This is a genomic window from Variovorax sp. LjRoot84 (genome assembly GCF_964254305.1).
Lineage (GTDB): Bacteria > Pseudomonadota > Gammaproteobacteria > Burkholderiales > Burkholderiaceae_C > Variovorax.
The window spans coordinates 276,453-298,368 of record NZ_CAXUTE020000002.1; the positions used below are offsets into that span (position 1 = coordinate 276,453).

20 protein-coding genes and 1 pseudogene are annotated in these 21,916 nt (G+C 65.7%); 10 read left to right on the plus strand and 11 right to left on the minus strand.

Translation table 11 applies throughout. The features are described 5' to 3' along the window. The first annotated feature begins 32 nt into the window (after positions 1-32). The 3 genes from ACSQ9I_RS31995 to ACSQ9I_RS32005 all read left to right on the plus strand — a co-directional run bounded on the left by ACSQ9I_RS31995 (position 33) and on the right by ACSQ9I_RS32005 (position 2,045). Complete coding sequence (locus tag ACSQ9I_RS31995; RefSeq protein ID WP_436316077.1) at positions 33-560, plus strand: MATE family efflux transporter; 528 nt, start codon at positions 33-35, stop codon at positions 558-560. Between the two features lie 122 nt (positions 561-682). Then, positions 683-1,429 (plus strand): amidase family protein, encoded by a 747-nt coding sequence (locus ACSQ9I_RS32000; RefSeq protein WP_436316079.1) that lies wholly within the window; start codon positions 683-685, stop codon positions 1,427-1,429. Next, positions 1,338-2,045: an amidase family protein gene (locus tag ACSQ9I_RS32005; protein WP_436316080.1), complete on the plus strand. Its 708-nt coding sequence runs from the start codon at positions 1,338-1,340 to the stop codon at positions 2,043-2,045. The genes ACSQ9I_RS32000 and ACSQ9I_RS32005 overlap by 92 nt, the downstream gene beginning before the upstream one ends. A 48-nt stretch (positions 2,046-2,093) precedes the next feature. On the opposite strand, the gene ACSQ9I_RS32010 is transcribed toward ACSQ9I_RS32005, so the two are convergent. Beyond that, on the minus strand, positions 2,094-3,008 hold the full coding sequence (locus ACSQ9I_RS32010; protein WP_436316082.1) for a LysR family transcriptional regulator: 915 nt from the start codon (positions 3,006-3,008) through the stop codon (positions 2,094-2,096). 134 nt (positions 3,009-3,142) lie between these two features. Here ACSQ9I_RS32010 and ACSQ9I_RS32015 point away from each other — a divergent pair, with 134 nt between their 5' ends. From ACSQ9I_RS32015 to ACSQ9I_RS32045, 7 genes are all read left to right on the plus strand, one after another. Further along, the gene (locus tag ACSQ9I_RS32015) at positions 3,143-3,502 is read left to right on the plus strand and encodes a cyclophilin-like fold protein (protein WP_436295411.1); all 360 of its coding nucleotides are present in this window, start codon (positions 3,143-3,145) and stop codon (positions 3,500-3,502) included. Positions 3,503-3,769: 267 nt separating this feature from the next. Further along, the gene (locus tag ACSQ9I_RS32020) at positions 3,770-4,801 is read left to right on the plus strand and encodes an alpha/beta hydrolase (RefSeq protein ID WP_436317086.1); all 1,032 of its coding nucleotides are present in this window, start codon (positions 3,770-3,772) and stop codon (positions 4,799-4,801) included. A 95-nt stretch (positions 4,802-4,896) separates the two neighbouring features. Further along, positions 4,897-6,027, plus strand: a complete 1,131-nt coding sequence (locus ACSQ9I_RS32025; protein WP_436317087.1) for an MFS transporter — start codon at positions 4,897-4,899, stop codon at positions 6,025-6,027. Between the two features lie 26 nt (positions 6,028-6,053). Continuing rightward, a complete protein-coding gene (locus ACSQ9I_RS32030) occupies positions 6,054-6,602 on the plus strand; it encodes a cyclophilin-like fold protein (protein ID WP_436316083.1) in 549 nt (182 codons plus the stop codon). Between the two features lie 168 nt (positions 6,603-6,770). Next, positions 6,771-7,592, plus strand: a complete 822-nt coding sequence (locus ACSQ9I_RS32035) for a 2Fe-2S iron-sulfur cluster-binding protein (protein WP_436316084.1) — start codon at positions 6,771-6,773, stop codon at positions 7,590-7,592. Continuing rightward, entirely contained in the window at positions 7,579-8,571 is a 993-nt protein-coding gene (locus ACSQ9I_RS32040) for an FAD binding domain-containing protein (protein ID WP_436316085.1), read from the plus strand. Before ACSQ9I_RS32035 ends, ACSQ9I_RS32040 begins: the two co-directional genes overlap by 14 nt. A gap of 18 nt (positions 8,572-8,589) precedes the next feature. After that, complete coding sequence (locus ACSQ9I_RS32045) at positions 8,590-10,776, plus strand: xanthine dehydrogenase family protein molybdopterin-binding subunit (protein WP_436316086.1); 2,187 nt, start codon at positions 8,590-8,592, stop codon at positions 10,774-10,776. 204 nt (positions 10,777-10,980) lie between these two features. Here the strand turns inward: ACSQ9I_RS32045 and ACSQ9I_RS32050 are convergent. The 10 genes and pseudogenes from ACSQ9I_RS32050 to ACSQ9I_RS32095 all read right to left on the minus strand — a co-directional run. Beyond that, positions 10,981-11,148, minus strand: a pseudogene (locus ACSQ9I_RS32050) (2Fe-2S iron-sulfur cluster-binding protein); the annotation flags it as partial. A 16-nt stretch (positions 11,149-11,164) separates the two neighbouring features. Continuing rightward, positions 11,165-12,307 (minus strand): NAD(P)/FAD-dependent oxidoreductase, encoded by a 1,143-nt coding sequence (locus tag ACSQ9I_RS32055; protein WP_436316087.1) that lies wholly within the window; start codon positions 12,305-12,307, stop codon positions 11,165-11,167. A gap of 40 nt (positions 12,308-12,347) precedes the next feature. Further along, the gene (locus ACSQ9I_RS32060) at positions 12,348-13,673 is read right to left on the minus strand and encodes an NAD(P)/FAD-dependent oxidoreductase (RefSeq protein ID WP_436317088.1); all 1,326 of its coding nucleotides are present in this window, start codon (positions 13,671-13,673) and stop codon (positions 12,348-12,350) included. A gap of 20 nt (positions 13,674-13,693) precedes the next feature. Continuing rightward, the gene (locus ACSQ9I_RS32065; RefSeq protein ID WP_436316088.1) at positions 13,694-14,227 is read right to left on the minus strand and encodes a cupin domain-containing protein; all 534 of its coding nucleotides are present in this window, start codon (positions 14,225-14,227) and stop codon (positions 13,694-13,696) included. 42 nt (positions 14,228-14,269) lie between these two features. Further along, a complete protein-coding gene (locus ACSQ9I_RS32070; protein WP_436317089.1) occupies positions 14,270-15,751 on the minus strand; it encodes an aldehyde dehydrogenase family protein in 1,482 nt (493 codons plus the stop codon). Positions 15,752-16,247: 496 nt separating this feature from the next. After that, on the minus strand, positions 16,248-16,742 hold the full coding sequence (locus tag ACSQ9I_RS32075) for an Lrp/AsnC family transcriptional regulator (RefSeq protein WP_436316089.1): 495 nt from the start codon (positions 16,740-16,742) through the stop codon (positions 16,248-16,250). Between the two features lie 65 nt (positions 16,743-16,807). After that, positions 16,808-18,211 (minus strand): aspartate aminotransferase family protein, encoded by a 1,404-nt coding sequence (locus ACSQ9I_RS32080; protein WP_436316090.1) that lies wholly within the window; start codon positions 18,209-18,211, stop codon positions 16,808-16,810. Positions 18,212-18,360: 149 nt separating this feature from the next. Beyond that, complete coding sequence (locus tag ACSQ9I_RS32085) at positions 18,361-19,719, minus strand: DUF3526 domain-containing protein (RefSeq protein WP_436316091.1); 1,359 nt, start codon at positions 19,717-19,719, stop codon at positions 18,361-18,363. After that, positions 19,716-21,143 carry an ABC transporter permease gene (locus ACSQ9I_RS32090; protein ID WP_436316092.1) on the minus strand — a complete coding sequence of 476 codons (1,428 nt, stop codon included), beginning with the start codon at positions 21,141-21,143 and terminating at the stop codon, positions 19,716-19,718. The genes ACSQ9I_RS32085 and ACSQ9I_RS32090 overlap by 4 nt, the downstream gene beginning before the upstream one ends. Beyond that, positions 21,140-21,913 (minus strand): ABC transporter ATP-binding protein, encoded by a 774-nt coding sequence (locus ACSQ9I_RS32095; protein ID WP_436316093.1) that lies wholly within the window; start codon positions 21,911-21,913, stop codon positions 21,140-21,142. Before ACSQ9I_RS32095 ends, ACSQ9I_RS32090 begins: the two co-directional genes overlap by 4 nt. Between the last annotated feature and the right edge of the window lie 3 nt (positions 21,914-21,916).

Genomic DNA, 21,916 nt, shown 5'->3' on the forward strand with positions numbered 1-21,916 from the left:
GCGTGACCTGCACCGGACCGGATCTCTTGAGCGTGGCGAGCATCGCAGGCTACGGTATCGCGTCCCGGCTTGAAATGCTGCTGGTTCCCATGATGTTCGGCTTCGGCACTGCCACCATCGCAGTGGTCGGAACCTGCATCGGCGCCGGCGACGTGGGGCGTGCGCGACGCGCTGCGCTGGTCAATGCGTTGTTCGTCGGTGGCTTGCTCGAAGTGCTGGGCCTCGGCGTGGCGTTCCTGCCTGGACTGCGGATGTCTCACTTTACGAGCGACCCCGACATATTGGCCGTCGGCGGCCACTACCTGAGGTTGATGGGCCCGGCGTTCGGCTTCATCGCCATCACGTTGTCGCTGTATTTCGCGGGGCAGGGTGCGCGGCGTGTCGGCTGGCCGCTCGCTGCGGGGGGCTTGCGTTTCGTGTGCGCGCTGTCGGCGGCGGCCCTCGTGTTCGCGGGGAGGCTCAGCCTTGAGTCTGCCTTCGTGGTGGTGACTGGTGGCGCGATCGCCGGCGCCGCAGTGACTGTGTGGGGCTTCGCCCGGGTGAAGTGGGGACGCCGCTAGATCGCGGGGCGAGAACAATCGAGCGGCGTCGCATTCGCGATCTCAATGCGAGCCGATTGCCGCCGCTCTGATGGGCTCGGCCTGCCAGCGCGATCGTAGCGCTGGCCGATCGTGATCTGCTGTTGAGGCAATCCGCCGAGCGCGACGCGCAGCTCGCACGCGGGCAGTGGCTGGGGCCGTTGCACGGATTTCCACAGGCGATCAAAGACTTGGACGATGCGGCGGGCTTCCCGACATCGATGGGGTCGCCGCTCTTCAAGGGCCAGGTTGCGACGAGCGACACTCTGTATGTCGAGCGCATGAAGCGCGCCGGCTGCGTGATCATCGGAAAGACGAACACGCCGGAATTCGGTTTGGGGTCCCAGACCTACAACTCCGTCTACGGCACGACACGAAACGCCTACGATCCGTCGATGGCTGCTGGAGGCAGCAGCGGCGGCGCGGCGGTGGCGGTGGCCCTGCGGATGCAGGCCGTAGCAGACGGCAGCGATCATGCGGGATCTCTGCGCAATCCAGCCGCATTCAACAACGTGTTCGGTCTGCGCCCCAGCTTTGGGCGCGTGCCGGGCGTTACGGGCGATGTATTCAGCCCTTCACTGACCGTCATGGGACCGATGGCGCGTTCGGTTCCTGACCTCGCGATGCTGTTGTCGGTTCAGGCGGGATACGATCCGAGAGTGCCGCTCTCCCTGGATACGGACCCGGCGCTGTTCGCGCGACCGCTGACCCGGATTTCGTGGGACGCGAGTGGCCTGGTTCGGCGATTTCGGAGGTGCAATGCCATTCGAAGCGGGCGTGCTGGAACTGTGCGAGCGTGCGCTACAGGTCTTCGAGTCGTTGGGCTGCATCGTGGAACACGTCAGGCCTGACTGGCCGATGGAAGAAGTCTGGAAGAACTGGCTGGTGTTGCGCTCGTGGAGGATCGCCGCCTGGCTGAAAGACAGCTACGCCGACCCGATCAAGCGCAGGCAACTCAAACCTGAGGCTCTCTGGGAGATCGAACGAGGGCTGAAGCTGACGGCGACCCAAGTGACCGATGCATTGAACGCGCGCTCGGCATGGCATGCGCGGATGCAAGACTTCATGCAGACCTATGAGTTCGTCTTGCTGCCGTCGGCGCAGATGTTCCCGTTCGACGCGGCTGTTCATTGGCCGCGAGAGGTGGCCGGCGTCTCCATGGACACGTATCACCGCTGGATGGAGGTGGCCATCCCGATCACGATGTGCGGCAGTCCTTCGCTGAATGTGCCCGCCGGGTTCAATCCCCAGGGCCTGCCCACGGGGCTTCAGATCGTGGGGCGCCTTCGTGACGAATGGGGCTGTCTGCAACTCGCCGATGCGTATGACCAAGCAACCCGGTGGGTCGAAAGGCACCCATCGCACTTGCTTGGCTTCTGTGCCGAGTCAACCTCGCCGCCAACGTTGCCGTTGTCTAGTCGCCTGAGCATGGAAGCGGCAATCGGTCCGATGGGACTTGAACACTGATCAAGCGCCGCTTGACGCTGCGCCGGGAGAAGCCGAGGGCGAACCGGCCTAACGTTGTTTTGGGCTGATCGGAGACGATACGCGCAGCGCGTTGACTACCAATGAGAACGCGTGTGATGGCTGCCGGCGGCTTGGGTAGTACAGGTAGTAGCCCGGGAATGGAGGACACCAGTCCTCCAGCACACGTACCAGTTGGCCTTCCTCGAGGTGCGGCGCGAATTCCTGTTCGGGCAGGAATGCGATGCCCAGCCCTGCCAACGCAGCATCCACCATGCTGGGCGACGTGTTGAAGGTGAGTTGCCCATCGACGCGCACGTTCAATGGCTTGCTTCGTCGCTCGAAGTCCCAGGCCCACAGCCCTCCCGCGGTCTGCATACGCATGTTGATGCAGTTGTGCTTGAGCAGATCGTGTGGGGTTTTGGGGGGGGTACGGGCCTTGAAGTATGCAGGGGAGGCCGCCGCTGCCATGCGCAGCTGTGGCCCGATCGGAACCGCGATCATGTCCTTGTCGATGGTGTCGCCTAGACGCACGCCCGCGTCGAAGCGGTCGGCCACGATGTCCCGGAATCCGTAGTTGATGTCGAACTCGACCTTGATGTCAGGGTATTCGCGCAGCAAGGGAGTGAGCTTGGGCAGCAGCGTGGTCCGAAGGACATGTTCGCCGCAAGTGATCCGCACCGTGCCCGCCGGCTTGTCCCGCATCTCTGTCAACTCGTCCAGTTCCGCGTCGATTTCGTCGAAGCGATGGCCGATGGCCTTCAGCAGCCGCTCTCCGGCGGCCGTGGGCGACACGCTGCGCGTGGTGCGCGTGAGCAGCCGAATCTCCAGCCGCGCCTCCAAGCCACTGATGGCTTGGCTGAGGGCCGATTGCGTGACACCCAGCAGCGAGGCGGCGCGCGTGAAGCTGCCTTCCCGAGCCACTGTCACGAAGTACAGGAGATCGTTGAGATTGCGTTTGACCATGACGGCAGTTTCCCATGGGGATTGATTAGCTGGACTAATATAGCTTTTAAGGGTTCATTAGCTAGTCAGATTGACTTCCGTGGCCCAACATTCAGGGCAAGAGAAAGTCAATATGGATGCCACAGGATCTCCGCATGAAGATTCGTTTGAACGTTGATGGGCAGACAGTCACCGCCACGCTGTACGACAACCCTGCGGCGGGAGACTTCGCGGCGCTGTTGCCGCTGTCGTTGACGCTGAACGACTATGCGCGTATCGAGCGCATCGCTTATTTGCCACGAAAGTTAATCGAAGGCAGGGTCGAAAGCACAGTCCCCGTCAAAGAAGGCGACCTCGCCTACTACGCCCCCTGGGGAAATCTGGCGATCTTCGTCGAGGACGGCACTGGCAATTACACGGGTGATCTGATGCGCCTCGGCGCAGTGGAGACGGGACTGCCTGCGTTGCAGCGCCCCGGGCCGCTACAGGTCAGGATCGAGCGCATGCCCGACTGACCGTCTCTGCGCCGCGAATCAAGCATCTCTCCAGGGGAATGCGAAGCAGATAGATCAGATCGGCCGAGCTGAGTACGACAGCGCTGTACCCGCGTGATCCCGCAGGCCGCCTCATCGGCCGCCTGTTCCGACTACCAACAAAACAGATCGAGCATGAGCAACCTATTCAACTCAGAACAAGCCGCAGAAACCATGAGCAGCAGTCACGCGTCCGAGCGGCGCGAATTTCTGAGGAAAGCGGGCACCGGCGCAGCGGCGCTGGGGCTCATGTCAATCACCGGCAGCGCCGTTTTTGCGGCGAACATGAAAGAGATTCCAGATATGTCGAACGGCGCAGACAACTTCTATAAGAGCGGCAAGGTGACTTTGGAGAGGGTCACTTTCAAGAACCAGTACGGGATGAAAGTCGTTGGCAACCTTTTTGTTCCCAGGAACTTAGACCGCAACAAAGCGCATGCGGCGCTGGTCGTGAGCCACCCCATGGGAGCCGTGAAGGAGCAAAGCGCGAACCTCTACGCGACCAAGATGGCCGAACAGGGCTTCGTCACGCTCTCCATCGACCTGCCTGGCTGGGGCGAGAGCGAGGGGCCGCGCAATCTCGTGTCGCCGGAGATGTATGCCGAGGGATTCAGCGCGGCGGTCGATTTCCTGGGGACGCGGCCCTTCGTGGACCGGAGCCGGATTGGCGCGATCGGCATCTGCGGCAGCGGCAGTTTCGTCATAAGCGCGGCCAAGATCGACCCGCGCATGAGGGCTATTGCCACCGTGAGCATGTATGACATGGGCGCCGTCAACCGCCATGCGCTTCAGAAATCCCTGACGCTGGAACAACGCAAGGCCATCCTCTCCAAGGCCGCCGAGCAGCGCTACGTAGAGTTTGGAGGCGGTGAAGTCGCTGTGGCGGGCGGCACCGATCTCGAACTGACTGCAGACACACATCCGATCCAGCGCGAGTTCTACGATTTTTACCGCACACCGCGCGGTGAGTTCACCCCTGCTGGTGCATCCCCCCAAAGGACAACGAAGCCGACGGTCACCAGCAACGTCAAGTTCATGAACTTCTACCCGTTCAACGATATCGAGACGATCTCGCCGCGTCCGCTGCTGTTCATCAGCGGGGACCAAGCACACTCCAAGGAGTTCAGCGAGGACGCCTACCGGCGCGCCGCCGAGCCGAAGGAGTTGGTCTGGGTGCGGGGCGCCGGCCACGTCGATCTCTACGACCGTGTGAACCTCATTCCCTGGGCCAAGCTGACCTCGTTCTTCGGCAGGCATCTGGCGCAGACGGTGGCTTTGTGACGGCACAACTGTCCGAGGCCGTGGACCGGAAAAGTCTCTCCAAGGGGGCGGCGGGCGCGCGACCGGCGGCTGCGCATTGGAGCGGCGTGTTTGCGATGTCGCTGTGCGTATTCACGCTGATCGCCTCGGAGTTCATGCCGGTCAGCCTGCTGACCCCGATCGCGCACGATCTCCATGTCACCCAAGGGATGGCCGGGCAAGGCATTGCGATCTCAGGTGCGTTCGCAGTGCTGACCAGCCTCTCGATATCAGCGCTCGCCGGCGGCATGAACCGCAAGACCTTGCTGCTGGGATTGACCGCCCTGATGGCCGTATCTGGTGCCGTGGTTGCGTGGGCGCCGAGCTATCTGATCTACATGGTCGGCCGTGCGCTCATCGGTGTTGTCATCGGTGGCTTCTGGTCCATGTCGGCCGCGACGGCAATGCGGATGGTGCCGCCTCAGCAGGTACCGCGCGCCCTGGCAATCTTCAACGGCGGCAATGCGCTAGCCACGGTGATCGCCGCGCCGCTGGGCAGCTATCTCGGTTCGGTGATGGGCTGGCGCGGAGCCTTCTTCTGCCTGGTCCCAGTGGCGGCGATCGCTTTGGTCTGGCAGTGGATGGGCCTGCCGCCCATGAAGGCCCAGGAGCGCGCGCCGGGTTCCGGCAATGTGTTCAAGGTGCTAAAGAGCCGCCCCGTTGCCTTGGGCATGGCTGCATGCGGCGCCTTCTTCATGGGACAGTTCGCATTGTTCACCTACGTGCGTCCGTTCCTCGAAACGGTGACGCACGTGAACGTGTCCACGCTGTCGCTCATCCTGCTCGTGATCGGCGTGGCCGGGCTTGTCGGCACCGCGCTGATTGGCTCCGTTCTCAAGCGCGGCCTGTACAAGACGCTGATCATCATTCCGATCCTGATGGCGGTCGTCGCTGTGACGCTCATGCCCTTCGGCGCTCGGGTCTCAGCCGTCGTGGCGCTGCTGGGCTTGTGGGGCCTGATGGCAACTGCCGCCCCGGTCGGCTGGTGGAGCTGGATTGCCGAAGCCATGCCGCACAACGCCGAAGCTGGCGGCGGGCTGATGGTGGCGGTGATCCAGTTGGCCATCGCCCTGGGTTCGACCCTGGGCGGTCTGCTGTTCGACTCGACAAGCTATCGGAGCACCTTCGTAGCGAGTTCCGCCGTGCTGCTGCTTGGGGCCTTCCTCGCCTTTCTCACCTCGCGTTCGCAAGCGCGGCAAGCGACATGAGCGGCGCATCACACCAGGAGGAGCCGATGACCACGAGCCTCTGTGTTCTTCGCGCCAGCCAACGCCACTCGGCCATTGAGAACCGTCGCGCGCGCGGGCTGCGGGCTTTGCGTGGGCTTGGCCTGCTGTGCGGCCTGCTCGTGCTCGGGGGATGTGACGCCGCCCAGCCTGGGGCTTCAGGCACGCCTGCTGCAGCCACCCAGGCGGCCGCTCTCCAACCGGAGGAGTCACGCATGTGGATGACCGTTGGCGCACGTCGCTTCGCCATCACCTTGGCCGACACCGAAGCAGCCCGCGAATTCGCCGCGATGCTGCCGCTCTCGATAGGCATGCCCGACCTCAACAACAACGAGAAGCATGCGGAACTGCGGAAACCACTGCCGACGAATGCAATTCGCCCCGGCACGATTCGCACCGGCGATCTGATGCTGTACGGGTCGCGAACCCTGGTCGTCTTCTACCAGACCTTCAACTCGACCTACTCGTACACCCGTCTCGGCCACGTAGACGAGCCCGCTGGTTTGGCTCAGGCGCTCGGCAGCGGCACCGTGCAGATTGAGTTCTCCAAGAACTAGACGCGAGGAAATCCGCCCATGAAAGATCGTGCCGGCTTACCACCAGATGCGCATCTGGTCCCCGCAATTCATAAGACGTAGAAGTGGCTGAGGCCGCACCTTGCGCAGCCGATCCCTTGGCAATGCCAAACCGCCAACGCCTTTTAGCGTTACAGAAAGAACCTCACGATGAAATACCCCATCGAGACCGAACCACCGATCGAGCTGAGCGCCGACGAAGCAGCGCTTCTGAGAGAAATGCCCGAGCTCGATGGCGTCGGCCAATCGCGGCGCGCTTTCATGATTAGCTCCGCCGCGGGCGGCGTTGGCCTGTTCGCGGCGAACTTGCTTGCCCAAGAGGCTGCGTTGGCACAGATGCCGCTTGCCGAAGGCGCCGCAACGGCGTCGATCAAGGCGCAGAACGTCGTCAAGGTGAACTTCCTGATCAACGGCATGGCAAAGACGCTGGAACTTGACTCCCGCGTCGTTCTGCTCGACGCCCTGCGCGAACGCCTGGCGTTGACAGGATCGAAAAAGGGATGCGATCAAGGCCAATGCGGCGCCTGCACGGTGCTGGTGGACGGTCAGCGAGTACTGTCCTGCCTCACCCTGACGGCGACGCTCGAAGGGCGTGAAGTCACCACCATTGAAGGGCTGGCCCAGGGCGACCAACTGCACCCGGTGCAGGCCGCCTTCATCAAGCACGATGGTTTCCAGTGCGGCTACTGCACCCCGGGACAGATCTGCTCGGCGGTCGGCCTGCTCGGCGAAGCCCGGCGCGGGCACGTCAGCCACGTCACCGCCGACGTCGGCAAGACCACGACACGACTGACCGACGACGAGATCCGCGAGCGCATGAGCGGCAACATCTGCCGCTGCGGCGCGTACCCCGGCATCGTTGCCGCGGTGCAGGAGGCGCACTCGGGCCGCCAGAGCGCCCAGACCTGGGGATTCGCCACAGAAACGCAATTGGCGTCGGTGCGCAGGGAGGATGGCCATGAGACCGTTTGAGTATGTACGGGCGGCCGATGCCGCATCGGGCGCTACAGCAGTGGCGAGCGTTCCTGGCGCGAAGTTCCTCGCGGGTGGGTCGAACCTCGTGGACCTGATGAAGGAAGACGTCGAGCGGCCCACGCGTCTGGTGGATATCCGCCAGTTGCCGTTGCGGCAGATCCAGCGCACGCGCGCCGGCCTGTCCGTCGGGGCCCTGGCGACCAACACCGAGACCGCCAACCATCCGCTGATCCGCGAGAACTATCCGCTGTTGACCCAGGCCATCGTCGCGGGTGCATCCGGGCAGTTGCGCAACATGGCGACCAATGGTGGCAACCTTCTGCAGCGCACCCGCTGCAACTACTTCTACGACACCGCCACGCCGTGCAACAAGCGCGCGCCCGGCACCGGCTGCGGCGCGCGCGAGGGGCTGAACAAGATTCACGCCATCCTTGGCTGGAGCGAAGCTTGTGTGGCGACCTACCCGGGCGACATGGCCAACGCGCTGTATGCGTTGGACGCCAACGTGCGCGTGCGTGCAACGGACGGTCGCGAGCGCCTGATCCCGATGGCTGATTTCCACCGGCTGCCGGGCGACACGCCGCAGCGGGACAACAACCTCCAACACGGTGAGTTGATCCTGGCCGTCGAATTGCCAGTCTCGGCAGCGGAGTTCGCGCGGAACTCCCACTACCTGAAGGTGCGCGATCGGACCTCATACGCCTTCGCGATGGTCGCCGTTGCGGCCGCGCTGCAGCTCGATGGCGGCACCATCCGCCAGGCGCGCGTGGTGCTGGGCAGCGTCGCCCACAAGCCTTGGCGCAGCGTCGAGGCCGAGGCGATGTTGATCGGCCGCCGAGCCAGCGAGGACACGTTCGACCAGGCCGCCAAAGCAGCGCTGCGCGATGCCCGCCCTCTGTCCCACAACGCCTACAAGGTGGAACTGGGTCAACGATCCGTTGTGCGTGCGTTGATGCGCGCCGCGAAGCTGGCTTGAGCGAAGGAAAAAATTACCATGGCACGCCATCTCGGAAAAGAAACGACCCGCGTGGACGGGATCGCCAAAGTCACCGGCAAGGCCAAATTCACGGCTGAGTTCCAGGTTCCGCACGTGGCCTACGGCTTCATCGTGCTGAGCACGGTGACCAAGGGCAGGATCACCGCGATCGATACCCGCGAAGCCGAGCAGTCCTCGGGCGTCGTGCGCGTCTTCACCCATCTGAACGCGGGCCGCCTGGGCAAGGCGCCGGCAGCCGACGCGCCGCCGCAATGGTCCTGGCCGCTGCAGTCGAACCGGGTGTTCTTCAACGGCCAGCCGATCGCACTGGTAGTCGCCGAGACCTACGAGCAGGCGCGCCATGCGGCTCGGCTGGTCAAGGTCAGCTATCAGGCCGAGCCGCACATCACCGACTTGGAGGCGGTGCTTGGGCGCGCCGAGCCCGCACCGCAAAATACGCCTCCGCGAGGCGATCCTGCAGGCGCGCTGCAGGCCGCGGCGGTGAAGGTCGAGTCCGAATACCGCATTCCGATCGAGCACCACAACCCGATGGAGCCTCACGCGGCGATCGCCTTCTGGGAAGGAAACCAGCTCACGATCTTCGACAAGACCCAGAACGTCTACGGCGTCCAGAAGCACCTGGCCGAAGCCCTGGGCGTTCCGGCCGAGAACATCCGTGTGGTGTCGCCTTTCGTCGGTGGCGCCTTCGGCTCCTCGCTCAAGCCGAACTACTACCCGTCGCTCACCGCCATGGCGGCGCTGGAACTCAAGCGTCCGGTCAAGGTGGTCTTTACGCGCGCGCAGATGTTCACAGGGCACGGTTATCGGCCGCAGACGATCCAGAAGGTCGCTCTGGGCGCGGACCGCAGCGGCAAGCTGCATGCCATCGTCCAGGAGGCGTTTCACAACACTTCGTCGTTCGAGCCGTTCTCTGACAACACCACGGGCTTTCTCAAGCAGGTTTATGCCTGCCCCAATCTGCACGCGCCATTGAAGGTCGCCGCCACCGATCTGGCGACCCCGACGTGGATGCGCGCACCCGGGGCGGTCAGTGGCATGTTCGCGCTGGAAAGTGCAATGGACGAACTCGCCTACGCACTGAAGATCGATCCCCTGCAACTGCGCCTGATCAACTATGCTGAGGTCGATCCTGAAAGCGGCAAGCCGTTCTCCAGCAAGGCTCTGCGCGAATGCTACCGTCTGGGCGCGGAGAAGTTCGGCTGGAAGAACCGCAACCCCGAGCCGAGATCGATGCGCGACGGCAAGCTGCTGGTGGGTTGGGGCATGGCATCGAGCGTCTGGGGCGCCATGCAGATGCCCGCGAGCGCGCGCGTCACCTACCGAGTCGATGGCACCGCCAGCGTGACCAGCGCGACCAGCGACATCGGCCCAGGCACTTACACGGTGATGACGATGATCGCCGCCGAGTTCCTGGGGCTTCGGCTGGATCAAGTGAAGTTTGAGTTGGGCGACACACGCCAGCCCCAGGCGCCCGCCCAAGGGGGCTCGTGGACGACCTCCAGCGTCGGCTCGGCCGTGCGCGGCGCGGCGCTCACCATCGCCGAGAAGCTGCTGGACATGGCGAACCAGGATTCCGGCTCTCCGCTACGCGGCGCGGCTGCCACCGATGTGGAGATGCTCGACGGCCGCCTTCGCGCCAAGGGAGATCCAGCCCGCTCCGTCAACATCGCCGAGGTTATGCGGCGCGCCGGCACCAACGAGATCACCGAGGTTCACAACTCTATGCCGTCGCCCGAACGCGCGAAATGTGCCTCGCTGGCCCACGGCGCCCAGTTCGTCGAGGTGAAGGTCGATCCCGACCTGGGCACGATCCGAGTGAGCCGAGTGGTCGAGATCACCGCCTGCGGCAAGATCCTCAATCCGCTGGCCTCGCACAGCCAGGAGATCGGCGGGGTGGTCTGGGGCATCGGCATGGCGCTGGAGGAAGCAACGGAAGTCGATCACCGCACCGGGCGCATCATGAACGCAAGCCTGCAGCACTACCACGTGCCGGTGAATGCAGACATCCATTCGATCGAGACCATCTTCGTGGAGGAAGACGACACCATCGTCAACCCGCTGGGCGTCAAGGGTATGGGCGAACTGGGCATGGTCGGCATTCCGGCTGCCATCGCCAATGCGGTGTATCACGCCACCGGCAAGCGCGTCCGCGACCTGCCGATCACACCGGAAAAACTCCTATGACTTGCGTCGACACTGAGATGCGCTCCAGGGGCACGAACGCCGAAAGCTCCGCGCCGAAGGCGCACCGCCCAAGCCGACGCTCGGCCTCTTGGTCAAGCTCTCGAGGTAGATGGTGGGCGACCGAATCGAATGACAGCTTCCGAGAGAACTGAAAGACTGCATCGGGGCCCTAAGCAGGGCCTACATCGGACGCCGAAAATGCCCGGAACCGGCCGTGCAGTAGGGAGCACGTGGCGCACCCGACACGGGCGTGGAGCGAAAGCGCGACACACCGGCCGCCAGCAAGGCGGCAGCCACCGAGCGCTGGCCCAGCACCGCAAGGCGGCGACCGTCGAACTCGACATCGATGGAGGGCTCGGTGGCCGCCGAGATCGCGTGAAAGAGCGGTTCAGTTGGCAATGGCGTAATCCAGGGCCTGTGTCGGATGGTCTGCGGCGGGAAAGCGATCGCCCCGAAAGGCGTCCAGCTCCTCGGGCGCGGCTGCGCCGTCGATCCACGGGGCGATGCGAAAGGCGTGGGCCGCGGCCAGGGTCACGCCGCTGTGGCAAGTGACGACGTAGGCGCCCGGGCAGGATGTCGACTCCTGGTAGATCGGATAGCCGTCGGGCGTCATCACCCGCAACGCGCCCCATACCCGGACCACATTGAGCTGGCCGAGCATGGGAAAACTGACGACGGCGCGGCGCGCGAGCTCGGCCAAGGTGCTGGTCGTTGTGCTGTCGTCGAAGCCCGCGTCTTCCATGGACTCCCCGATCTGGATGCCGCCCTCGTCGGTCTGCCGGATATGCCCCGTGGGATAGTCGAAGAGCTTTTCGGTGCGCTCGGTGACGATCAATTGCCCGCGATTCGGCCGCACCGGCGCGTGGAGGCCGACTTGACCGGCCAGGCTCGCGTTGCCGAGTCCCGCGGCCAGTACGAGTTTGGGCGCGCGAAACTGCTGCCCCCGGATGTGCGCCGTGAACAGGCCGTCTGCGTGCGTGATGCGCTCCACCCCATGGCCTGTCTTCAGCATCACGCCCCGCTGGATGCACGCGGTGTGCAGGGCGCGCAGCAGCTTGAGCGGATTGACATGGCCGTCCATCGGCGAGTAGCTGGCGCCGACCACCTTCGGTCCGACGTGGGGCAATCGCTGCAGCAGGGCCGCGCGGTCGAGGATCTCGTAGGGATATTCGCCGCCTACTTCATCGCGCACGGCGGCAAGCCGCTCGCTGCGCGCCGCGAGTTGGGCCTCGGAAAAGCACAGGTTGAAGGCGCCGGTCTGCCTGGCCTGGACATCGATGCCGGTTTCGCCGTGAAGTTGCGCGGCGAGCGCGGGCCACAGCCGCGCGGACTCCCTGGTCCAGCGGGCATAGTCGGGAACGCCGCGGCCCTTGCCGTGAACCCAGATCAAGCCGAAGTTTCCGCGGGAAGCGCGAAACACATCGTCGCCTTCATCCAGGACCGTGATGTTCTTGCCGAGCTGGCCCAGCCCGTAGGCCACTGCCGTGCCGACCAAGCCGCCGCCAATCACGATCACATCGCTCGAAGACATGTATGCCTTTGGTGCCCGTTACCGCGATGCTGTGCGCGGCCTAGAAATCAGCGACCTTGCCCCATGCTGAGCCGCTGAACCGCTCGGGCCGGTACGGTATGGGATCCACGATCGGTTCGGCACCGGTGGCAAGGTCCGCGATGAGGTGGCCGGCCCCAGGGCCGATGCCAAAGCCGTGCCCGGAAAAGCCCGCAGCCAGGATGAAGCCCGGGATGGACGGCACTTCGCCGATGCCGGGAACACCATCCGGCGTGCTATCGACAAAGCCGGCCCAGGCGTCCGTGATCCTTGCTTCGCGCAGTTCAGGCAGGAGTTCGACAGCGCGGCGGTGGGTCTCCCTGACCGTGGACAAACAGGGCTTCGGATCGAGGATGCGCACCCGCTCCATCGGCGTCGGCGCATCGAGCCGCCACCGCTTCAGCGTTTCGTGGCCACCTCGAATGCCTTCCAGGCCTCCCGGAAGAAGGCTGCGCCAGCGCTTGGCGAACATGGGCACGAACTGCGGGGCGAATCGCATGAACTGTGGCGTCACGTCCACGCGTGCGCGGCCGCTGATGGCCAGTGCGTAGCGTCCGTCGTTGCGGCGCGTGACGGACACGCCCGCCGTAAACAGGGCATCCGGCAAGCGATGCTCCACAGGCGACACGCTCAGGATGGATTGGCGGATCGAGGCCTGGGGAAAACGGATGCCGAGCTGCCGGCAGAACGAGGAGGCCCAGGCGCCACCGGCGAGCACGGCGGTCCTGGTCTTGATGACCCCGGCTTCCGTGATGACGCCGCTGACCCGTCCGCCTTCCGTCTCGATGCCGCGGGCCGCGCAATTCTGATGAACGCTGCCTCCGAGCTTGATGAGCGCGGCTGCCACGGCCGGCGCAGCCTTGGCAGGATCGGCGGTGCCATCGGTGGGCGAGAAGACGCCGCCTTTCCAGGCGCGGCCAGTCGCTTGCCCGCGCTGCGCGGCCTGCCGGCTGTTGAGCATGTAGGTCGTCACGCCGGCGGTCTTCGCAAAATCACGCCAGCTGGACCAACGGGACAGCTCGGCCTCGTCGTTGCTGAGATACAAGAGCCCGCAGCGATGAAAACCCGTGTCTTCACCGCTTTCGGCGGCAAATCGTTCCCAGAGATCGAGGCTCTTGCTCGCCATGGGCAGTTCGCGCGCGTCGCGGTTCTGCTGCCGGCACCAGCCCCAGTTGCGGCTCGACTGCTCGGCGCCGATCCTGCCCTTTTCGACCAAGGCGACTGAAACGCCGCGCTTGGCCAGGTAGTAGGCGGTAAAGACACCGATGATGCCGCCGCCGATCACGACGACGTCAGCGGAGGCCGGAAGCTTGGGGGAAGTGTTGATATGGTGCAGCGGAGGGGACATGATGAATCTCGCTCGTCGATTCAAGCCTGGACGCTTTGGACCACGTAGAACTTCGCCACGCGATCACTGCTTTCCCACCCGATCGGTGCGCCCTGGGGTACGAACAGCGCATCGCCCGTTCCCACCGACAGGACGCTTCCATCAGGGGCTGCGAACCGCACGCTGCCGGCGCGCAGCGGCGTGATGCCGGGGTTGTTCGGCCCCTCTGCCGCTGCGGCGCAGAACACGAACAGCGTGCGCGATCGGGCCAGTATGCGAACTGCCGTGCCGCGGGCGATGACGGCCCCTTCACCGGGGCGGAGCACGAGCGGTGCCGCGCCGGCCGCCGTCAGGCTGAGCTCTCCGGCCATGACGACGATGGTCTCGGTGTGGGGAAAGCTCGGGACTTCGAGCTCGCCGATGAAGCTGATTCGGCCTGCGCTCATCGAACCCGGTCCTTCCCACGCGATCTCCCGATGCCGCGGAAAGGGGTCGTCCTTGCCGAACGCCGTCCTGCGGAAGGAGGTTGAAACGGGTGCGCCGTCGGCGCGATGCAGCACTAAGGCCACGGTCATGATTGCTCCTGCGCGATGCGCGATGTTTTCACTGAAAGTCTGTCAAATGGCACTGGGTGCCGAGGCATCCTGGAAGCCAAGAACGGCCTTGGTTTCCAGGTACTCCTCGAAACCTTCTATGCCGTATTCGCGGCCATTTCCCGAGCGCTTGTAGCCGCCGAAGGGGGCATGGGGGTTCCAGGCCGGATAGTTGATGTGCACCTGCCCGGACCGGATGCGCGCCGCGACGGCGCGCGCGGCGCCGAGATCCTTCCCTTGCACATGGGCGCCCAGGCCGTAGACAGTGCCATTGGCGATCTCCACGGCCTCGTCCACGCTGTCGTAGGGGATCAATGCGAGCACGGGCCCGAAGATTTCCTCCTGCGCGATCTGCATTCGAGGATGCACCGCGGTGAAGATGGTCGGACGGCAGTAGAAGCCGCGGCTTAAGGCCTCTGGCCGCCCGAGGCCGCCACAAACGAGCCGCGCGCCTTCGGCGATTCCGATGCCGATCATTTCCTGCACCCGATTGAACTGCGCGCGATTCGCCACCGGGCCGTGCGTGGTCTGATTCGAACGCGGATCGCCCACGACGAGGCTGGCTGCCGCTTCGAGCGCGAGCCGCTCAACCTCCTGGAGGCGCTCGCGGGGCACGATCATGCGCGTCGGAGCGCTGCAGGATTGGCCGACGTTGCGGAAGGCGGCCGCCACGCCTGCTGGCACAGCACGCGCCAGGTCCGCATCCGGCAGGATCACGTTGGGCGATTTCCCGCCGAGTTCCTGGGCCACGCGCTTCACCGTGGCGGCGGCCGCTTGGGCAACCAGCACGCCGGCCCTCGTCGAACCGGTGATCGAGATCATGTCCACGTCGGGATGCGTGGCCAAGGCCGCGCCGACCTCCGGCCCATTGCCGTTCACCAGGTTGAACACACCCGGCGGGATGCCAGCGTCGTGCATCACCTCGGCAAAGAGCAAGGCGCTCAGGGGCGACAGCTCGCTGGGCTTCAAAACGACCGTACATCCCGCTGCCAGGGCGGGTCCGACCTTGGCGGTGATCTGGTAGAGCGGCCAGTTCCAGGGTGTGATCAGGCCGCACACGCCGATGGCCTCGCGCATGATGGCCATGTCTCCGCGATGGGTGAGGAACGGATAGCTGGCCAGATTGTCCCGGGCCACGCGGATGTGCTGCGCCGCAGACGGCACCTGCGTGCTGCGCGCAACGCCGATGGCAGAGCCCATCTCCAACGAGATCGCCTGAGCGAACATTTCTGCGCGCTCGAGGATCAGGGAGTGGACGCGATCGAGAAGCAAGGCCCTGCTCTGGGCGGAACTCACGGACCAGGTCGCGAAGGCGCCCCGCGCCGCAGCCACGGCTGCAGCGACATCTCTTGCACTGCCCAGCGCGATCTCTGCGACAGGCTCCTCCGTCGACGGATCGATGACAGAGGCTCGAGCTTGCCCCTGAGGCACGACCCACTCGCCGTCAATGAACATGCGATCCAGGCGGCCAGCGCTCCTGAGGTGCTCGATGATGGAGGAGTTCATGGAGTCGGCCTTCTGGAAAAGACGTGAGGGTTGTTCATTGCCATCCGTAAAGGCGTGGCCACGGAGGCTTGTTAATGCGGTGGGGTGCGTCATGATGGGGCTGAGGTCGGGCCTTTGGATGTCCAAAAGTTTAGGCTGCACACCCCTCGCGCCGGTGCTTCAATGAGGGTCTTGCACAACGCAGACTGCGGTTGTGCGACTCGCCAAAGCAGATGCTGCCGTCGTGCATACGTCAGAGGCGTTCACATCGGACGCACTCGACCGGTTGCGCCCGCGCCCAGCACCAAGCCAGTACGCAATCAGCACCAGTCCCAGCGCTTGACCCGCAGGTGTCTCCGCCGACCGGGGGGACCGGCTGAAGCGTTCGGCTGGCGAAGTCGCCGGGACCGAAGCGCATTTCTTTGAACAAGTACGTGTGATAGTCGCCCGTCAACCGCGGCTGCGCCAGTCGCCCGTCAGCGCAGTGGCGGGTATGGACGGAACGAAGGCGCGCCTCTCAGCGCGGGTGGGGAAACAGCCGTCCGATCGGACAATGCGTCTTGATGAAGGGCGACTTGATCACGATGTAGCTGAAGTACTTCGCGATGCCGATGTTGCGTTCGAGCAGTTCCTCGATCACTTCCTGGTAGTGGTTCACGCCCCGCGTCAGGAAGCGCAGCAGGTAGTCGTAGCCGCCGCTCACCAGGTGGCACTCGAGCACCTCGTCGACCTCGCGGATCGCGGCCTCGAAAGGTGCGAAGTCCTCGCGGTGGTGGTCCTGCAGCGTGACCTCGGTGAACACGGTGAGCGTGTCGCCGAGCTTTTCCAGCCGCAGGTGCGCGCCGTAGCCGGCGATGTAGCCTGCCTGCTCCAGCCGCTTCACGCGCATCAGGCAGGGGCTGGACGACAGGCCCACTGCATCGGCCAGGTCCACGTTGGTCATGCGCCCGTTCTTTTGCAGCTGCGCCAGGATGCGCAGGTCGAGTCGGTCGATCTTGAAAGCTTCTGACATGGCGGTGCCGGGTAGGAGAGATGCCCCGATTCTGCGTGCGTCGGTCCTGGTTTGCGCAGGCGCGCTCAGCCGGCCAGTGCGGCGCGCACGTCGGGCGCGGCCAGCACCTCGTCCAGCGTCTTCTTCAAGCGCGTGAACATCTGGGCGAACTCGTCTTCGGTGAAGGTGAGTGCAGGCGCAAAACCGAGGATGTGGTCGCCGAAGGAGCGGAACACCAGGCCGTTGCGATAGCCGGCGGCGAAGATGCGGTCGGACAAGCCCAGTGCGGCATCGAAGCTGCGCTTCGTGGCCTTGTCGCTCACTAGCTCCAACGCACCCAGCAGACCGCGGTGGCGCGCATCGCCCACCAGCGGGTGCGCGCAGAGCGCGTCGAGCCCGGCCCCGAAATGGGCCGCGCCGCGCTGGCCGTTGGCGAGCACGCCGCCTTCCTCGTACAGGCGCAACACCTCCAGCGCGACCGCGGCGCTGACCGGGTGCGCGGAGTACGTGGCGCCGTGGCCGACCGACGCGCCCGCCGGCACGCCGTCGGCAATGCCCGCATAGACCTGCTCCGACATCATCGTCGCGCCCATCGGCGCGTAGCCGGCGGTCAGGCCCTTGGCCATGGTCATCAGGTCGGGCTCCACGCCCTCGGCCTCGCACGCGAACATGGGGCCGGTGCGGCCGAAGCCGGTGATGACCTCGTCGACGACGAAGAGAATGCCGAGCTCGCGCGTGGCCTCGCGCATCGCCTTCAGCCAGCCCTTGGGCGGCACGATGACGCCGCCCGAGCCCTGGATCGGCTCGCAGAAGAAGGCGGCTACGTTGTCCGCGCCCAGCTCGGCCACCTTGGCGCGCAATGCGGCAACCGATGCTGCGATCAGCGCCTGCGGGTCGGCGCCGTCCGCATGGCGATACGCGTAGGGCGACGGGATGTAGTGCTGCGTGGGCAGCGGAAGGTCGAAGCCGCGGTGGAAGGCCGGCAGTGCGGTCAGGCCGGCGCCGGTGGACGAGGAGCCGTGGTAGCCGCGCTCCAGCGCGATGAACTGCTTCTTCGACGGCTTGCCGATCGCGTTGTGGTACTGCACGATGAAGCGCACCGCGGCATCGATCGCCTCGGAGCCGCCGAGCGTCAGGTACACGCGGGTCAGCGATGCGGGCGTGATCTGCACCAGCTTCTCTGCCAGGCGAATGGCCGGCTCGCTGCTGAAGTGGAAGTAGCCGGTCGCATAGGGAAGGCGGCGCATCTGCTCGGCCGCGGCCTGCACCACGCTCTCCTGCCCGTAGCCCACGTTCACGCACCAGAGGCCGGCGAACGCATCGAGCAGCTCGTGGCCGCTCGCATCGGTGAGCCATGCACCGCGGCCCGAGGCCAGCACGGTAGGGCCACGCTCTTCATGCATGCGCCAGGGCGAGACGGGATGGATGAGGTGCGCGCGGTCGATGGCGTCGAGCGCGGCTTGGTGGGGTAATGCGGTGGGGTGTGTCATGGTGGGGCTGAGGTCGGGCCTTTGGATGTCCAAAAGCTTAGGCCGCGTGCCCCTCGCGCGGGTGCTGCATTGAGGGCCTTGCGCAAAGCAGGCTGCGGTTGTGCGAGTCGCTACAGCAGATCGTGCCGTCGCGCATACGTCACGGGCGTTCACATCGGTCGCACTCGACCGGTGGCGGCCACGCCCAGCACCAAGGCCCATATGCCCATCAGCACGAGTCCCGGCAATTGACCCGCAGGTGTCTCCGCGGACCTGGCCGACGGGCCGAAGCGCGGCTGGGCGGCGAAGTCGCGGAGACCGAAGCGCACGTCGTCGAGCAAGTACGGGTAGTAGTAGGTCCGCAACCGCGTGTGGAAATCTGCGATGCGATCCTGATACGCGAGCTGCGCCTGCAGATCGGTATCGGCCTGGCGATGCAGCGCGGCCTGCACACCGACGCCCGGCAGCAGCCAACCCAGGCGTGCGGTCCACTCCTGGCGCGCGAGCAAGCCTTCGCGATAAGCCGCCACCTGCGGCGCCGCGCTCTCGTCGCCGAGCTGCTGAAAGGCGTAGTACCACTTCCAGTGAAAGCCCGAAGGCAGCGGCGCGGTGTGCTTCCATTCGGGATGCGTGCGGAAGAATTTCTCCATCGTGGCCTCTGGTGGCAGGTCCCACGCGCCATGCACGGCCTGGCGCTGCGCCAGCATCAGCTCCACGCCCTGGTGCACCGGGACGGCGCGCGCAAGCGCGGCGTTGGCGATGGTGGGCAGGACCAGGGTCAACACCGCCCAGCAGCCCATGAGCGCCGTTGCGTTGGCGGCAGAGCTTCCGCTTCGTGTCGCCACGATCAGCGCCAAGCCGCCCCAGAACGCCAGGTAGGCCGCCGTGACCAGGAGTGCCGTGGCCAGGGCTGTCGTTGCGGTGCCGCTGCTCAGCCCTGCGCCCAGCACCGGCAGCACGAGGCAAGCGAATACCAGCGCCACGCGCAGCCCTGCACGGCGCAGCCACAGGCGCCGACCGGCGCCGGACATCGCCAGTAGCGTACCCAGCCGGCCCGACCGGCGTTCGCCCGAAACGAGGTCGTACAACAAGGCGATCACGAACAGAGGCGCCAGGTACACCAGCACGAAACCGAAGTCGAAGCGTCCGGCCAGTGCCAGTTCGGGATTGAAACTCTCGCCTTCGTGCAGTTGAGCCTGCAGCGCCAGTGCGCGCACGCGCAGCACATAGGGTGCGGCATCGCGCAGCCCGAGCGCGAGGAAGGCTGTGGGAGACGGTGCATCCCAGGTGCTGTGGAAGGTGAAGTAGGCGGCGGAGCCAGCATCACCGCCGTGGGTGTACTTGCGCGCTTGCGCAGCCAGATCATGTTGCTGTAGCTCGGCCAGACGCGCAATCGTCTGCTGCTGGCGCGCGACTTCGCGGGCGCCGCAAATGACGGCCACGGCCGACAGAACCAGCAGCAATGCCAGCGCAGTCACAGCGAGTCTCGAGCGCGCCAGGAGGCGCCATTCATGGGCGAGCCAGCTCATCGCGTGATCCTTCCCAGGCGTTGCGCTGCCAGTCCCAACAGACCCGCGAGCATCGCCAGCCAGAGCAGCAGCACACCTGCGGCTGGCGCCGCACGGCGCAGCGCGTCGATGGGCGGTGCGGCTTCGTAGCGAAACTCGGCGAAATCGTGCCAGTGTGCGTGGCTGATGCGACTGTCGCGGCTGGAACGGTCGCCAGCGAAGCTGAGCTTCTCGGCCTGCAGCCGGTTGAGTTCCTGCACCAGCCGATAGCGATGGTGCTCGGCCTGCTCGACGAAGCGACGGTAGTTCTGCAGGTCGGTGCCTGCGGCCGCCATCGAGAGGCGGCGCAACGCGATCACCGGGCTCAGCACCGCAAAGCGGTCGACCCGGCGCAACTGTGCGTTTTGGCGCTCGAAGCTGGCGTTGGCATAGCGCTCGAAGAGCGCGCTGGTCAGCCGCTCGCCCTCCATGCCCAGCAGGCCTTTGTAGTTGACGGGAAGGTCTTCCACTTTCGAGACGCCGTACTGCGCGAGCACCTGCTTCCTGAAGCCGGCGAAGTAGGGGTCGTCGGGGTTGTGGCTGTCGCCCAGTGCCGCCAGGTCGCGCGCCACCGCGATGTCGGTCTCGAAGCGCATGGGCAGCGCCAGGGCCGAGGCCGCGAGTTCGGGCGCCAGGCGCGGCACGAGCATGACACTGACCGCCCAGACCGCCAGCAATGCCACAAGAGCGTCGCGCCCGCGCGCGAACCATGCTGAGAGGCCAACGATGCCGACGGCCCAGATCAGCAGCCACAGCCCGTAGCCCACCGCCAGCAAGGCCGCCAGGCTGGCTGGTGCCGGTGTTGCGGCGCCGATCCAGGTCAGCACCAGCAGCGCCGGCAACAGCACCAGCGCGGCCACGCCGCTCAGGGCCAGCAGCTTGCCCGCCACGATTTCTCGCGCTCGAATGCCCTGGGCCAGCAGGATGCGCAGCGTGCCCGACTCGCGCTCGCGCGCCAGGACCGCATGGCCCACGAAGACGAGCAGCAGTGGTGCCAGCACCTGCAGCACGAAGGCCGGCGTGAGCTGGCCGAAGCGCAGCAGGAGCGAAGATTGCCGCACGTCGCCGAAGTTGGCGCTGTTCTGCCGATGTCCTTCGAGGAAGAGCGTGTGGCCCGTGTAGGCATCCACCCCGGAATCGAAAGCCGCCAGCGGATTCAGCGGCCGGAACACGAAGTGCCCGTAGTGCACCATGCGGTGCGGGTGCCGGTCGGGCTGGGCCTCGAACTCGTGGTCCACCTGCGTCTGGTGACGCGCGCGCTCGGCGTCCGTGGTGCAGCGCTGTTCCCAAGCAGTGAATGCGGCCACGGCCGTCAGCAGCAGCAGCAAGGTCAACCCGAGCACTGCAACGCGGTCGCGCCGCAGCAGGCGCCACTCCTCGCGCGCGATGCGCAGCACGGCGCTCATTGCTGCGCCTCCTGGCCGGCGTAGCGCCGGTGCAGTGCGCGCACATCGAAACGCTCCGGGCCCGACGCTGCGACTTCTTCGACCAGCCGTCCACCGTCGATGAAGCCGATGCGATCCGCCACGTCGGCGGCACTGAGCAGGTCGTGCGTGACCATGAGGATGGCCACCCCCTGTGCACGCAGCAGCCCCAGCAGGCGGTTGAATTCGGCCGTGGCCTGCGGGTCGAGGCCGGAGGTGGGCTCGTCGAGCAGCAGCGCCGGCACCTTGCGCGCCAGCGCCAGCGCGATCGACACCTTCTGGCGCATGCCCTTGGAAAACCCCGATACGCGCCGCCCGTGCGCCGCAGCTTCCAGGCCGGCGCATGCGAGGGCCTCGTCGATCGCCTGCACACTGGCGCGCTGTCCCGCGAGGTCGAGCAGGTAGGCCACGTTCTCGCGCGCGCTCAGATGCTCGTAGAGCGCCACGTTCTCGGGGATGTATGCGAGCTGGCGCCGCGCCGCCGTCGGGTCGGCCACAGGGTCGGTGCCGTTCACGCGCACGCGACCGCGCCCGGGCTCCACGAAGCCCAGGAACAGGCTCAGCGTGGTGGTCTTGCCGGCGCCGTTGGCACCCAGCAGCGCATAGATTTCACCGGCTTCGACCCTGAGGTCCAACCCGTGCAGGATGGTGTGGGCACCGTAGCCGGCGACCACACCGGCGGCTTCGAGGGCAGGATGGGGCGCGGTCACAGCGCGCGGCGGTGGAAGGTCGGTCAAGGGCATGGTCTGCATTCG